Source organism: Haloplanus rubicundus, from assembly GCF_003342675.1.
In the GTDB taxonomy this organism is placed as follows: Archaea; Halobacteriota; Halobacteria; order Halobacteriales; family Haloferacaceae; genus Haloplanus; species Haloplanus rubicundus.
In genome coordinates this window covers 2355144-2368711 of the sequence record NZ_CP031148.1, presented here as the reverse complement: position 1 = coordinate 2368711, position 13568 = coordinate 2355144, and the positions used below count along the sequence as shown (strand labels likewise).

General features: G+C 68.0%; 18 protein-coding genes and 1 tRNA gene. 11 read left to right on the top strand and 8 right to left on the bottom strand.

Features of this window, described 5'->3' with window-relative positions; all coding sequences use genetic code 11:
- Window positions 1-2: 2 nt before the first annotated feature.
- From DU484_RS13190 to DU484_RS13145, 10 genes are all read left to right on the top strand, one after another.
- Window positions 3-752 carry a DNA-directed RNA polymerase subunit D gene (locus DU484_RS13190; protein WP_114606164.1) on the top strand — a complete coding sequence of 250 codons (750 nt, stop codon included), beginning with the start codon at window positions 3-5 and terminating at the stop codon, window positions 750-752.
- 130 nt (window positions 753-882) lie between these two features.
- Window positions 883-967 (top strand) — tRNA-Leu (locus DU484_RS13185).
- Window positions 968-987: 20 nt separating this feature from the next.
- Complete coding sequence (locus tag DU484_RS13180) at window positions 988-1338, top strand: 50S ribosomal protein L18e (RefSeq protein ID WP_114586449.1); 351 nt, start codon at window positions 988-990, stop codon at window positions 1336-1338.
- A complete protein-coding gene (locus DU484_RS13175; protein WP_114586448.1) occupies window positions 1335-1772 on the top strand; it encodes a 50S ribosomal protein L13 in 438 nt (145 codons plus the stop codon). The genes DU484_RS13180 and DU484_RS13175 overlap by 4 nt, the downstream gene beginning before the upstream one ends.
- Complete coding sequence (locus DU484_RS13170) at window positions 1766-2164, top strand: 30S ribosomal protein S9 (protein ID WP_114586447.1); 399 nt, start codon at window positions 1766-1768, stop codon at window positions 2162-2164. Before DU484_RS13175 ends, DU484_RS13170 begins: the two co-directional genes overlap by 7 nt.
- A gap of 12 nt (window positions 2165-2176) precedes the next feature.
- Complete coding sequence (locus tag DU484_RS13165; RefSeq protein WP_114606163.1) at window positions 2177-2368, top strand: DNA-directed RNA polymerase subunit N; 192 nt, start codon at window positions 2177-2179, stop codon at window positions 2366-2368.
- Window positions 2365-2544, top strand: coding sequence for a DNA-directed RNA polymerase subunit K (locus DU484_RS13160; RefSeq protein WP_092630716.1), 180 nt, complete (start codon window positions 2365-2367; stop codon window positions 2542-2544). Before DU484_RS13165 ends, DU484_RS13160 begins: the two co-directional genes overlap by 4 nt.
- A complete protein-coding gene (eno, locus tag DU484_RS13155) occupies window positions 2541-3746 on the top strand; it encodes a phosphopyruvate hydratase (RefSeq protein ID WP_114606162.1) in 1206 nt (401 codons plus the stop codon). The genes DU484_RS13160 and eno overlap by 4 nt, the downstream gene beginning before the upstream one ends.
- Window positions 3743-4525: a 30S ribosomal protein S2 gene (rpsB, locus tag DU484_RS13150; protein ID WP_114606161.1), complete on the top strand. Its 783-nt coding sequence runs from the start codon at window positions 3743-3745 to the stop codon at window positions 4523-4525. Before eno ends, rpsB begins: the two co-directional genes overlap by 4 nt.
- Before the next feature lie 164 nt (window positions 4526-4689).
- Window positions 4690-5652 (top strand): zinc-dependent metalloprotease, encoded by a 963-nt coding sequence (locus tag DU484_RS13145; RefSeq protein WP_114606160.1) that lies wholly within the window; start codon window positions 4690-4692, stop codon window positions 5650-5652.
- A 95-nt stretch (window positions 5653-5747) separates the two neighbouring features.
- Here the strand turns inward: DU484_RS13145 and DU484_RS13140 are convergent, their stop codons facing one another.
- The 5 genes from DU484_RS13140 to DU484_RS13120 form a co-directional block, all read right to left on the bottom strand.
- A complete protein-coding gene (locus DU484_RS13140) occupies window positions 5748-6578 on the bottom strand; it encodes a hypothetical protein (RefSeq protein WP_114586442.1) in 831 nt (276 codons plus the stop codon).
- Window positions 6579-6657: 79 nt separating this feature from the next.
- Complete coding sequence (locus tag DU484_RS13135) at window positions 6658-6885, bottom strand: hypothetical protein (RefSeq protein ID WP_114606159.1); 228 nt, start codon at window positions 6883-6885, stop codon at window positions 6658-6660.
- Window positions 6885-7280 (bottom strand): nuclear transport factor 2 family protein, encoded by a 396-nt coding sequence (locus DU484_RS13130; RefSeq protein ID WP_114606158.1) that lies wholly within the window; start codon window positions 7278-7280, stop codon window positions 6885-6887. The genes DU484_RS13135 and DU484_RS13130 overlap by 1 nt, the downstream gene beginning before the upstream one ends.
- A 46-nt stretch (window positions 7281-7326) precedes the next feature.
- Window positions 7327-8976, bottom strand: coding sequence for an NADH-quinone oxidoreductase subunit D (locus DU484_RS13125; RefSeq protein WP_114606157.1), 1650 nt, complete (start codon window positions 8974-8976; stop codon window positions 7327-7329).
- Between the two features lie 11 nt (window positions 8977-8987).
- The gene (locus DU484_RS13120) at window positions 8988-9581 is read right to left on the bottom strand and encodes a methyltransferase family protein (protein WP_114606156.1); all 594 of its coding nucleotides are present in this window, start codon (window positions 9579-9581) and stop codon (window positions 8988-8990) included.
- Window positions 9582-9665: 84 nt separating this feature from the next.
- Here DU484_RS13120 and DU484_RS13115 point away from each other — a divergent pair, with 84 nt between their 5' ends.
- Window positions 9666-10319 (top strand): helix-turn-helix domain-containing protein, encoded by a 654-nt coding sequence (locus DU484_RS13115; protein ID WP_114606155.1) that lies wholly within the window; start codon window positions 9666-9668, stop codon window positions 10317-10319.
- Here DU484_RS13115 and phoU read toward each other — a convergent pair.
- From phoU to pstA, 3 genes are all read right to left on the bottom strand, one after another.
- Window positions 10308-10991 carry a phosphate signaling complex protein PhoU gene (gene phoU / locus DU484_RS13110; protein ID WP_114606154.1) on the bottom strand — a complete coding sequence of 228 codons (684 nt, stop codon included), beginning with the start codon at window positions 10989-10991 and terminating at the stop codon, window positions 10308-10310. The genes DU484_RS13115 and phoU overlap by 12 nt on opposite strands.
- A 95-nt stretch (window positions 10992-11086) precedes the next feature.
- Window positions 11087-11962, bottom strand: a complete 876-nt coding sequence (pstB, locus tag DU484_RS13105; RefSeq protein ID WP_114586435.1) for a phosphate ABC transporter ATP-binding protein PstB — start codon at window positions 11960-11962, stop codon at window positions 11087-11089.
- Window positions 11963-11968: 6 nt separating this feature from the next.
- On the bottom strand, window positions 11969-13567 hold the full coding sequence (gene pstA, locus DU484_RS13100; RefSeq protein ID WP_114606153.1) for a phosphate ABC transporter permease PstA: 1599 nt from the start codon (window positions 13565-13567) through the stop codon (window positions 11969-11971).
- Window position 13568 lies beyond the last annotated feature (1 nt).

The window sequence follows — 13568 nt, the reverse complement described above, 5'->3', positions numbered from 1 at the left end:
TCATGGTAGCCGACTTCGACGTCGAGTTCATCGAACGCGACGACCGGAACGCACGGTTCCTGGTCCGTGGAGCGACGCCGGCCTTCGCCAACGGCATCCGCCGGGCGATGATCGCCGACGTGCCGACGTTCTCCATCGACACCGTCCGGTTCGTCGAGAACTCGTCGGTCATGTTCGACGAGATGATCGGCCTCCGCCTGGGGCTGGTGCCGCTTTCGACCCCCCTCGACGACTTCGAGGTGGGCGACGAAGTGACGCTGGCGCTGGACGTGGAGGGCCCGGCGACGGCCTACTCGGGCGACATCGAGACGTCCGACGAGATGGTCCAGCCGGCCGACGACAACATTCCGATCATCGAACTCAAAGAGCAACAGCGGATCGAACTCGAGGCCGACGCCGTGCTGGACCGTGGCCGCGACCACGCCAAACATCAGGGCGGCGTGGCCGTCGGCTACCGACACCTCCAGCGCGTCGAGGTCGTCGACGACGCCGGAGAGTTCGACGAACAGGAGCCGAACATCCTGCGCGGGGTCATCGAGACGGAGGACGGCGAACTCGTTCCGACGAGCGAGTTCGATCACGACCTCACGAACCGATACCCCGGCAAGGAAATCGAGGTACACGACGTCCCCGACGCGTTCGTCTTCCACGTGGAGACGGACGGGTCGTTCAGCGTCGAGGAACTGGTCACGCGCGCCGTCGAATCCATCGGCGACCGCGCGGCGGAACTGGAAACGAAAGCCGCAGTTTAAGACCCCACGATGCCCCGAACCCCACCCACGCCGACGCTCGCCGCGGTCGCAAGCGACGGCGTCGGCTCGGCCCGCGACGACGCGGGGACCGAAAGTGGTTTGAAGGGGCGACGGATACTGCGCAATGCGTGCAGGGATAGCCAAGTCAGGCCAACGGCGCAGCGTTCAGGGCGCTGTCCCATAGGGGTCCGCAGGTTCAAATCCTGCTCCCTGCACTCCCTTCTGGAGGAAGACAATGAGTAAGACGAATCCGAGACTCAATAGTCTCATCGCCGAGTTGAAGGCGGTTTCGCGCGAGTCCGGCGCCGGTGTCTGGCAGGACGTCGCGGACCGCCTGGAGAAGCCACGGCGCACCCACGCGGAGGTCAACCTCGGGCAGATCGAACGATACGCCCGTGAGGACGAGACCGTCGTCGTGCCCGGCAAGGTGCTGGGCAGCGGTGTGCTCGAAAAGGAAGTTACCGTCGCGGCCGTCGACTTCTCGTCGACGGCGCGGACGAAGATCGAACAGGTCGGCGACGCCCAGCAGCTGGCACAGGTCGCCGAGAACAACCCCGAAGGGGCAAACGTCCGGGTGATTCGATGAGTCTCGCCGAATTCGACGCCGACGTGGTGGTCGACGCCCGTGACTGCATCATGGGTCGGGTCGCCAGCGAGGTGGCCCAGCGCGCCCTCGCCGGCGACCGTGTCGCCATCATCAACGCCGAGGACGCGGTCATCACCGGCAACGAGGAATCGACGATGGACACCTACCGCAAGCGCGCGGAACTCGGCTCCGACAGCGGGCCGTACTACCCCAAGCGCCCGGACCGCATCTTCAAGCGGGCCGTCCGCGGGATGGTGCCCTACAAGAGTCCGCGTGGCCGCGAGGCGTTCGAGAACGTCCGCGTCTACGTCGGCAACCCCTTCGACGAGGACGGCGAGGTGCTCGACGGGACGTCGCTGGATCGCCTCTCGAACATCAAATTCGTCTCCCTCGGAGACGTCTCCGAAGAACTGGGTGCGAACGTCACATGGTAACCAACACGAGCGGCAAGAAGAAGACGGCCGTCGCCCGCGCCACGGTGCGCGAGGGTGAGGGTCGCGTGCGCATCAACTCCCAGCCAGTCGAACTGGTCGAACCGGAGCTCTCGAAGCTGAAGATGCTGGAGCCGTTCCGCATCGCCGGCGACGACCTGCGCGACACCGTCGACATCGACGTGACCGTCTCGGGTGGCGGCTTCGCCGGACAGGCAGACGCCGTCCGGACGGCCATCGCCCGCGGGCTGGTGCAGTATCACAACGACGCCGAACTCCGCGACGCGTTCATGGAGTTCGACCGGTCGCTGCTGGTCAACGACGTCCGGCAGTCCGAACCCAAGAAGTGGGGCGGTCCCGGCGCGCGGGCCCGCTACCAGAAGTCCTACCGCTGAGGTGACCCACCCATGATGATCCCAGTCCGGTGTTTCACGTGCGGCAAGGTCATCGGCGAGCACTGGGAGGAGTACCAGGCTCGTCTCGACGCGGGGGAGGACCCCGCGGAGGTGCTCGACGACCTGGGCGTGACCCGGCACTGCTGTCGGCGGATGTTCGTCTCGCACAAGGACCTCGTGGACGTGGTCTCCCCCTACCAATGAGTCAGGGACGCTACAACCGCTACGAGAAGGCGCGTATCCTCGGGGCGCGAGCCCTGCAGGTGTCCTACGGCGCCCCGGTGCTCGTCGAGACGGACCAGAGCGAACCGATCCTCGTCGCGGCCGAGGAGTACGACGCCGGCGTGCTCCCCTTCACCGTGAGGCGGGAGGGCAAATGACGCTGATTCGCTCGGTGAGTCTGCGCCGCGTCCTCGACTCGCGCGGTAATGCGACGGTCGAGGCGGACGTGTTGACCGAGTCGGGCGGCTTCGGCCGCGCGGCCGCACCGAGCGGTGCCTCCACCGGCGAGTACGAGGCGATCGAACTGCCGACGGGCGAGGCCATCGCGGCGGCCCGTCAGCACGCCGTCCCCAGACTGGTCGGCGAAGTCCACGCGGGCAACCAGCGCGAGGTCGACGCCGCCCTCCACGCCGCGGACGGCACCGACGACTTCTCGGCAATCGGTGCCAACAGCGCCGTCGCCATCTCGATGGCGGCCGCCAAGGCCGGCGCCGACGTGCTCGGCGCGCCGCTCTATCAACACCTGGGCGGCACCTTCCGCGGCGACAACTTCCCGATTCCGCTCGGGAACGTCGTCGGCGGCGGCGAACACGCCAAGGAGGCCACCCACATTCAGGAGTTCCTCGCCGCCCCCGTGGGTGCACCGAGCGTCTCGGAGGCCGTCTTCGCCAACGCCGCGGTCCACGACCGGATCGGGGCGTTGCTGGACGAGCGCGGGGTCGCCGCGGGGAAAGGTGACGAGGGCGCGTGGGCGCCCCCCGTCGACGACGCGACGGCGTTCGAACTCGTCGCCGAGGCGACCGACGACGTGGCTGACGACGTGGGCTTCGACATCGGCATCGGCCTCGACGTGGCGGCGTCGGAGCTGTACGACGCCGCCGACGAGGTCTACCGCTACGGCGACGTCGCGCGGACGCCCGCGGAACAGGTCGACTACGTCGCCGACCTCGTTTCCGAGTACGACCTCGCGTACGTCGAGGACCCCGTCGAGGAGAACGACTTCGACGGGTTCGCCGACCTGACGGCTCGGGTCGGCGACCGGACGGTGCTCTGTGGCGACGACCTGTTCGTCACGAACGTCGACCGCCTGCAGCGCGGCATCGACGAGGGGGCGGGCAACGCCATCCTCGTCAAGCCCAACCAGATCGGGACGCTCTCCGACGCCGTGGACGCGGTGGAGCTGGCGACCCGGAACGGTCTGCAGGCCGTCGTCTCCCACCGTTCGGGCGAGACGGAGGACGCGACCATCGCACACCTCGCCGTGGCGACCGACGCTCCGTTCATCAAGACGGGGACGGTCGGCGGCGAGCGAACCGCCAAACTCAACGAACTCATCCGCATCGCGGAGGACGCTGTATGACAGACAACGACAACGAACTCGAAACCCCGGACGGTGACGAGGAGGCGGCGGCCGAGGAGGCCGCGGCCCCCGAAGACGCCGCCCCCGCGGACACTGAGGAACCGACCGCCGAGGCGGCCGACGAGGCGGCCGAGGCCGACGAAGAGGCAGCCGAAGAGGACGCCACCCCGTTCGACGACGACGTGATGCCCGACGACGAGGCGGACCTCCTCATTCCCGTGGAGGACTACCTCGGCGCCGGCGTCCACATCGGTACCCAGCAGAAGACCGAGGACATGGAGCGGTTCATCCACCGCGTCCGTGACGACGGCCTGTACGTGCTGGACGTGAGCCAGACCGACCAGCGCATCCGCACGGCCGCGGACTTCCTCGCGAACTACGCGCCCGAGCAGGTTCTCGTGACCTCCTCGCGCCAGTACGGCCGGTTCCCGGCCGAGAAGTTCGCGGAGGCCATCGGCGCCCGCGCCCGCACCGGGCGCTTCATTCCGGGCACGCTGACGAACCCGGACTACGACGGCTACATCGAGCCGGACGTGGTGGTCGTCACCGACCCCATCGGCGACTCGCAGGCGGTCAAGGAGGCCATCACGGTCGGCATCCCCGTCATCGCCATGTGCGACTCGAACAACCAGCTCAGCAACGTCGACCTCGTCATCCCGACGAACAACAAGGGTCGACGTGCCCTGTCGGTCGTCTACTGGCTGCTGGCCAACGAGACGCTCGACCGCCGCGGCGCCGAACCCGGCTACGCCCTCGACGACTTCGAGGCGGGCATCTAACGCGGCGCACGGAACTTTTCGTCTCGATCCTGACGGCGTAGCGGTGCGTCCGCGCGGAAACGTTTTCCGTCGGCCGGCACTCCACTCGGTATGCACTGCTTCCGGAGCGTCCGAACCGTCACGAGCGCGTCCGGTGACGGCCACGTCGACAGCGGGAGGCAGCGATGAACCTCTTCCGGAGCGTCCGCACCGTCACGAACGCCTCCGGCGACGGCCACGTCGACTGGCAGGCGGTCGCCGAGGCGGCCAAGGCCAGCACGGACGCCGGACGCCTCGACCTGACCGACGCCGAGCGGGCGGGCTACGCGGCCGACGTTCGGGACGCGCGGGACCGCCTCCGCTCGCTCGGCGGCGTCGCGTTCGACCTCCCGAACACGGTCGAGATTCAGAACCGCCACCACTGGATCGACGCCAACGTCGACACCTTCCGGCGCGTGATGGCGCCCGTCGAACGCGAGGCGCCGAACGCGATTTTCCCCGGCATCACCCGCGTCGTCAACACCGGTACCCTCTCCTTCATGCTCGCCTTCCTCGGCCGCAACGTCCTCGGCCAGTACGACCCGCTCCTGCTGGCGGAGGCGGCACCCGGGGACCGGGACCACGCGCTCTATTTCGTCCACCCGAACATCTCGGCCGTGGCCGAGACACTCGACGTGGAGGAGGCCCGCTTCCGCCGGTGGATCGCGTTCCACGAGGTGTCCCACGCCGCCGAGTTCGGCGCGGCCCCGTGGCTCTCCGATCATCTCGAAACCCGCCTCGAACGCGGCGTCGACGCCCTCGCGACGGGCGAGTTGGACCGCGAGGCGTTCGCCGAACTCGACACGGCGATGACGGCGGTAGAGGGGTACGCCGAACTCCTGATGGACCGGGCGTTCGACGACGACTACGCCGACCTGCGGGCGAAACTCGACGCGCGACGGCAGGGTGGCGGTCCCGTCGCCCGACTCGCTCGGCGACTGCTCGGCCTCGGCCTGAAGCGCCGGCAGTACGAACGCGGAGCGGCCTTCTTCCGCACCGTCGCCGACGAGCGGGGGTTAGAGGGGGCGAGCGCCGTGTGGGAGCGCCCGGAGAACCTCCCGACTGACGCGGAACTCGACCACCCCGAGCGGTGGCTGGCGCGGGTCTGATACGGATTACTGTAAGTCGGTACCGGTGATTCGCCGGACCGTCTCGGCGAACCACCGGTAAACAGTTACAATAAACAGTATGACACGCCCGAAGCTCAGGGCTCGGAGTCGTGCTCCTCCCGCGGACCGACGTACGTGATCTCGACGCGACGACGAAGCCGGTACAGCGTAACCAGCCCCGCTATCGAGGACCCGACCACGAGCAGCGTCTCGATCCAGCCGCTCTCGACGACCGGTCCGCGCCACTCGGCGAGATAGACCCGGGAGTACGTCCCGTCATCGGTTCGGATCGGTGTCTGGGGGACGTCCAGTCTGGTGTGGCTGGTCCCGACACCAGTCTCGGCGGCTCGGCCGATGGGTGCCGGAACCGCGTCGGGATCCCGGGACACGTCGGCCAGCGCCTCGGTCGCCGACGCCCGTCTGAGCGACAGCTCGCTCCGGTACAGGGTGCCGCTGGTGGCGACCCCGTCCGGTGCCGTTCCTCGTCGATAGACGGTGCCGTTCGCGACGACGTACGTCCGGGAGCGGTTCGCCAGCGTGACGGGTTCGTAGATCGTGCCGTCGATCTGGACGTAGTCGTATCGGTCGGGACCGACGGCGAACGTGTCCGTCCGCTCGCCGGGGGTGCTGGCGTAGATCCCCGTGAGAACGGTGTGGTTCCGGGTCAGGTGTCGCTCGAAGGCACACGCGCGGGAGGCGGTGCCCGCGCAGACGATCCTGTCACTCGGCGTCGTTCGAGGCGGAGCCTCGGACCCGTTCACGAGGGCCACGCCGCCCCCGTCGACGACGACCCGTGTCCGCTCGTACTGGTAGGTCGGGTCGTCGAGATGGAGGGCGGGAATCCAGACCGGCCCGACGAGCAGGAGGACCGCGACGAGCGCACGGAGCGCGTCGCGTCGACGCGGCGTGAGTGTCGTAGGGGACATTGCCGGACGCTGCCCCTCGGTACCGATAAGGGTTCGGTCGAGTGCGGCCGGCGGGTGGACGGTCGCCCGATGGCGCGAATCAGCGCCGGCGCTTCGCGCGCCACTGCCGCCCGACGTAGCCGAGATACGCCATCAGCGCCCCGCCGGCGAGGAGGCCGACGACGACCGCCACGAGCGCCTGCAGTGGCGTGGCGCCGGCCGCGAGGGCGACCAGTCCGCCCGAACAGCCGACGAGCGCGACGAAGCCGAGTTTGAGGCGCCGCGAGGCGACCGCTCGGTCCTCCTCGGAGAGGCTGGGCCCGACCATCAGTCGACGTATGGCGTGCTGACGTGCATGCCGACGAACAGCCACTCGGCCTCGTCGTCTTCGTCCCCCACCGCACGGCGTTCCATCGTCCCGCTCCACCGCGTGGTGAGGGCGTACTCGTGGTCGACCTCGCGGTCCGTCCACGACATGAACACCGAGTCGGAGAAGTAGGCGTAGCCGTCGCGCTCGGTGACCCGCAGGTCGTCGCTCTCGACCGTCCAGTCCTCGGTCGTCCGGGTCTGCTCGCGCAGGCCCTCGGCGATGGCGTCGTAGCCGACGAGTCGTTCGCCGACGCCGAACTTCACCACGTCCGGGCGCTCCGCGAAGTAGGGGTAGAGCGGCTCGCCCCGCCGGAGCGCCTCGTAGTAGTCGCGGATGGTTGCCGCCGCGTTCATGCGCAACCCGTCGCCCCGATAGGGGTTAACTCTTTCAACGCCGTCGTCAGCGATCGACCTCACCCATGATCGTATCGAGGCTTCCGAGCGACGCGATCAGGTCGGGGACGTACTCGCCTTCGGCCATCTCGGGGAGTGCCTGGAGGTTGGAGAACGACGGCCCACGGATCTTGAAGCGGGCCGGCTTCTCCGTGCCGTCCGCCCGAACGTAGATGCCGAGTTCGCCCTTCGCGGCCTCGACGGCGCGATACACTTCCGTGTCGTCGTCGGGTCGGATCGTCCGCGGGACGTTGCTCTGTATCGTCCGGTCGTCCTCGGGCCAGTCTTCCAGCAGGTCGACGCACTGCTCGATGATCTTCGCCGACTCCTCCATCTCCTGCAGGCGGACGAGCAACCGTGCGTAGTTGTCACAGCCGTCCGCCGTGACGACATCCCAGTCGAGTTCGTCGTAGTACCCGTAGGGGTCGTCCCGGCGGAGGTCGTAGTCGATCCCCGACCCGCGGGCCACGGGACCGGTACAGCCGTACTGTTTGGCCACCTCCGGCGACAGGACGCCCGTATCGACGGTGCGAACCTGCAGGATTTCGTTCGACGTGAGGAGGTCGTGATACTCCTCCAGCCGTTCGGGGAGGTTGTCGAGGAGCGCACGGACTCCCTCGAAGAAGTCCTCACGGGGGTCGGGGAGGTCCCAGACCACCCCGCCGAGACGGAAGTAGTTGAACATCAGACGCTGCCCGGTGAGGTCTTCGAGGATGTTCTGGACCGTCTCGCGGTCGTTGATCGCGTACATGAACGTCGCGGTGAAGTCGCCAACCACGTCGAGGGCGTAGGTCCCGACCGCGAGCAGGTGCGACAGGATTCGCGAGAGTTCCGCGCTCATCGTCCGGACGACCTGCGCGTATTCGGGCACGTCGACGTCCGCGAGATCCTCCGCGACGCGGGCGTACGCCCACTCGTTCAGCAGGCCGGCACCGCCCCAGTCCCAGCGGTCGGGGTAGGGCATGATCTGGTAGCGGTACGTGCCGGACTGTGCCATCTGCTCCTCACAGCGGTGGATGTAGCCGATATCCGGGTCGACGTCGACAACCTGTTCGCCGTCGAGGACGGTTTCGAGGTGGAGAACGCCGTGTGTCGCCGGATGGTGGGGCCCGATGTTGAGAAACATCGTCTCGCCGTGACTGTCGTCGGCGGCGACGGGATTCGCGTTCTCGTCGTAACGGACGACCTGGGGACGATTTTGGTCGTAGTCGAGCGAGAGGGGATGCCCCTGCCACGTCTCGGGGAGGAGGATGCGACGGAGGTCCGGGTGGTCGGCGTATTCGATGCCAACGAGGTCGTAGGCCTCGCGTTCGTGCCAGGCTGCCGTCTCGTAGACGGAGGTGGCGCTCTCCGACGTCGGATCGGCCTTCGGCGCCGGAACGACGACGCTCACCTCGTCGGTCGGGTCGTCGTACCGCCGGAGGTGATAGATCGTCTCGTAGCGGTCCGCGTATTCCTGTGCAGTGACGCAGGCGCAGTGATCGAATCCAGCCTCGTCGCGGAGCGTCGACAGCGCCGCCGCCACCTCGTCGGGACGGACGACGAACGCCGGGGCGTTCAGGTGGTCGTCGCGGTCGGTGGCGTACGGGGAGAGCAGGTCGGCGAGCGAGCGGTCGGTCGTCGATTCGGGTCGCGGCGGCAGTTGCTGTGCGGTCATGGGAGCGAGGGTCAGTGGGGGAGTTCCTCGTCGTCCCCGCGTCCGTAGAGCGTACGGATGCCGACGAACCGCGGGACGCGGGCGGCGTAGCGGTCGTAGGCGTCGCCGAACGCGGCGCGCAGGTGTGGCTCCTCGGCGCGGGGGAGGAGGAGCACCCAGCCGACGTGCGCGGCGGCGAGGGCCGCCACGAGCGCCGAATCGACCGCCAGCGCGAACCCACTCACGCCGACGATCATGCCCACGTACTGCGGGTTGCGGCTGTAGGCGTACGGGCCGTCGGTGTAGAGGTCACCGGTCACGCCCATCGTCTCCGCGGAGTCCATCGCCCGCGCGCTCCGGACGAAGACGGCGGTGCCGAGGAGTGCGGCGACGAGGCCGACGGACGACGCCGGGGCCGGCAGCCCCCACCCGCCGAAATCGAGGACTGCAGTGGCGAAAAGCGCCACGTCGAAGACGCCGACGAGCGTCCAGTGACAGTAGTACGCGGGCGTCCGGTCGCCCGGTGGCCACCACTCGTGGTCGGTCAGGAGCGTCCCGCAGACGATGCCGTAGACGCCCGCGGCGGCGACGAGGCCCGCCCCGAACGCGAGTTGCGTCGGTGTCATACGGGATTGCCTTCTCCGCGAGCGCCCGAGTCCGAACTGCCTCACTCCCGAGGCTTTTATTTAAGCCGTGTCAACGGCGTCCCGATGAAGTACGTGGACCTGCGAATCCACCACGAGGCGGGATCGCTCCACCCGATGCACGCCTTCGAGATGCGCCACGACGAAATCGACGGCGCGGCGCTGCTCCACTGGAACACGGTGTTCGACGAGACGAACACGATGGTGTTCCGGATTCGGGGCGATCCGGACCCGTTCCGGGCGAAACTCGACGCCCGCGAGGCGACGGTGGAATACAGCCTCACCGACGCCGAAGACGGCGTCTTCTACTGCTGTGTCCGTGACCGGGCGACCGACGCGGACCGGAACTACATCGCGGCCTTTGCCCGCGGGACGCTCGTGGTGGTACCGCCGGTCGAGTTTAACCCCGACGGGACGACGGACCTGACGCTCGTCGGGACGCCCGCGGACGTCGACGCTGCCGTCGAGGGGTTGCCCGACGGGCTCCGGGCGACGGTGCGCTCGGTCGGGCCGTACCGGCGACGGGCGGGGCCGACGACGCCTCGACTCACCGACTGCCAGCGTGCGGCCGTCGCGACCGCCGTCGACTGTGGGTACTACGACTCGCCGCGGGGCGGGACGGTCGAAGAGGTGGCCGCCACGCTGGGCGTCGCGCCGGGGACGGCCGCCGAACACCTCCGGAAGGCGGAGGCGACGGTGATGAGTCGTCTAGTAGAGTAGTTCGTCGTCGTTCTCGGCCATGTAGAGCGTGCGGGCGGCGATGTTGACGGCGTGGTCGCCCACACGTTCGAGGTCACGGATGGTGAGCAGGAGGCGGGAGACGTCCTGCATCAGCGATTTCGTCTCGGCGTCGTCCTCCTCGTCGGCGAGGTAGTCGCCCTCGATGAGGTCACGGACGACGACTTCGCTCGCGGCCTCACACATCGCGTCCACCTCGTCGTCGCGTTCGGCGACGGCGTAACACGCGTCCACGTCCTCGTCGGCGTAGGCGTTCATCGCGTCCTCGAGCATCTCGAGAGTCGTCATCCCGATGCGCTGCATGTCGACGTCGGGAAAGAGGTCACGCTCGGCGTCGAGGGTGTAGCCGCCGAGGTTGACCGCCAGGTCGCCGATGCGTTCGAGGTCCGTGATGATCTTGAACGACGCCGCGATGAACCGCAGGTCGCTCGCGACGGGCTGTTGGAGCGCGATCAGATCGACACACTCCCCTTCCAGTTCGAGATACATTTGGTTGATCTCGTCGTCACCCTCGATCACCTCCTGTGCGAGTCGTTCGTCCTTCCGTTCGAGGGCGTCGAGTCCCGTCCGGAGCCGCTCCGCGACCAGCTCGCTCATGTAGAGAACGTCGTCGCGGAGCTCCTCCAGCGACGACTGATAGTCCGTTCGCGCCATACCGTCGTCAGGATACGGTTACCCTAAAGCGTTGCCCCATGTCTACTGTTGACTATAGAGAGATCTATAGTTCCTTGCGAGGAACTCTATAGCCGCTAGCCGAACTTGCCGGTGATGTAGTCCTCGACGCGCTGACTCTCGGGGTTCTCGAAGATTTTCTCGGTGTCGTCGAACTCGACGAGTTCGCCGCCGGTGAGGAAGACGGCCGTCTTGTTGGAGATGCGCGCCGCCTGTTGCATGTTGTGGGTGACGATGACGACGGTGTACTCCTCGGCGAGTTCGGAGATGAGGTCCTCGATCTGTGAGGTGGCGACGGGGTCGAGCGCGGACGCCGGTTCGTCCATCAGGATGACCTCGGGGTCGGGGGCGATGGCGCGGGCGATACAGAGCCGCTGTTGCTGCCCGCCGGAGAGTTCCAACCCGGATTCGTCGAGGCGGTCGTTCACCTCGTCCCACAGCGCCGCCCGTTTCAGCGACTCCTCGACGATTTCGTCGTAGTCGCCCTCCTTGTTCTGGATCTTCAGGCCGTACGCGACGTTGTCGTAGATGCTCTTGGGGAAGGGGTTCGGCGACTGGAACACCATGCCGACCCGGCGGCGGAGCGCGACGGGGTCTACGTCGTCGTCGTAGACGTTCTTCCCGCGCAGGTAGAGGTCACCCTCGACGCGGGCGGCGTCGATGAGGTCGTTCATCCGGTTGATACACCGGAGGAAGGTGGACTTCCCACAGCCCGACGGCCCGATCATGGCCGTCACCTGATTCTCCGGGATTTCGAGGCTGATGTCCCGAAGCGCCTGCTCGTCGTTGTACCAGACGTCGACGTTCTCGGCGCGGACGACGGTGTTCGCCTGCATCGTCGGCCCCGACGACTCCACGCTCCCGCTCACGTCGGTTTCGACGAGCATGTCGTCGGTCGTCGGATCGTCGGTCGATTCCTCGGTCGCGTACTCCTGCTCCGGATTATCTGTCATTGGTGATCACTGGTTGTTCTGGTACTTGTTGCGCAGCACGATGGCGACGGAGTTCATGCTGAGCAGGACGATGAGCAACACGACGACGCCCGCGGGGACGGCCGCCTGGTAGAAGGGTTCGCTGGCGAAGAGGCTCGCCCAGGCGTACACCTGCAGGGGCATCGCGCTCACTTTCGAGGAGAGGGCCGTCGGCAGGGAGAAGAGGACGTTCGGCGCGCCGATCATGATGAGCGGCGCCGTCTCGCCGATGGCGCGGCCGAGCGCCAGGATCGTCCCGGTCAGAATCCCCGGGAAGGCCCGGGGGAGGACGACGTTTTTGATCGTCTGCCACCGCGTCGCGCCCATCCCGTAGGAGGCCTGTCGCATCTCGTTCGGGACGCTCCGGAGCGCCTCGCGGGCGGAGATGATGACGATGGGGAGAATGAGGAGCGCGAGCGTCGCCCCCCCGATCAACACCGTCCCGGTCGGCTGGCCGAGATAGGTGACGAACACGCCGAGGCCGAGCAGCCCGTACACGACGGAGGGGACGCCAGCGAGATTGGAGATGTTCACGTCGATGAAGCGGGTGAAGCGGTTATCCGGCGCGTACTCCTCCAGATACACCGCGGCGCCGACGCCGAGGGGAAAGGAGAGCGCGGCGACGGTGACCATCAGGAGGATGGAGCCGCCGATGGCGGGGTAGAGGCCAGCGTCGGCTGCCGTCCCGCTGTGGGCGCTGGTGAGAAAGCCCCAGTCGAGCCACGACTGCGGCCCGGCGAAGCCGAACGCCTCGACGGCGGCGGCGCCGACGAGCGCCCCGCCGAGGATCGTGGCCGCGAAGGCGAGCCCCGACCGAAGCCCCGGATTCCGGCGCACGGCGCCGACGGCGTAGCCACCCGTCGGCACCACGGCGACGGACAGCAACACCGTCGCTGGCACCGCGCCGACGGCCAGCAGCGGGCCGAGCACTTCACCGGTGCCGACGGCGACGACGCCCGCCAGAATCGCGAGGAGGGTACCCCGGCGTCCCGCCTCCGCGGCGGCGTAGCGGCCGACGACGAGCGCCACCGGCGCGCCCAGCGAGAGGGTGAGCATGATGCCGTCGGTGGGGTAGACGGGGAGGGCCTGTACGAGACCGGGGACGAGCAGCAGCGACCCGACGATGACCCCGCCCGCGCCCGCGAAGCGCGCGAGGAAGGGGAGCCGACGGTCGAACCGCTCGATCACCACGACGCCCGCGAGCGCGATGGCGAGCGCGAGGACGTAGCTGAACCACACCACCGGCGACACGATGTCGACGAAGATCATCGCCGCGCCGCCGGCGAACATCGTGCTGACCGCGAGCAGGCCGACGACGCTCGCGCCGAACCGGAACGAGGCGGCGTCGGCTCGAAGGAGATACCCACCGACGACGAGCGTCGGGACGACGAGCGTCAGGAAGAAGGTGAGATGCCAGCCGGGGTCGGCGGTCAGCGGCTGGATCGCGTCGTTGGCGACGTAGACCAAGAGCACCGCCAGCGCGACGATGCCGAACAGCGTCGCCGCGAGCAGGAGATAGCGGAAGACGGTGCCGACGGTCCGGCTGACGTGGCCGAAGTCCTCGATGACGTTCTCTCTCGTCGCCATC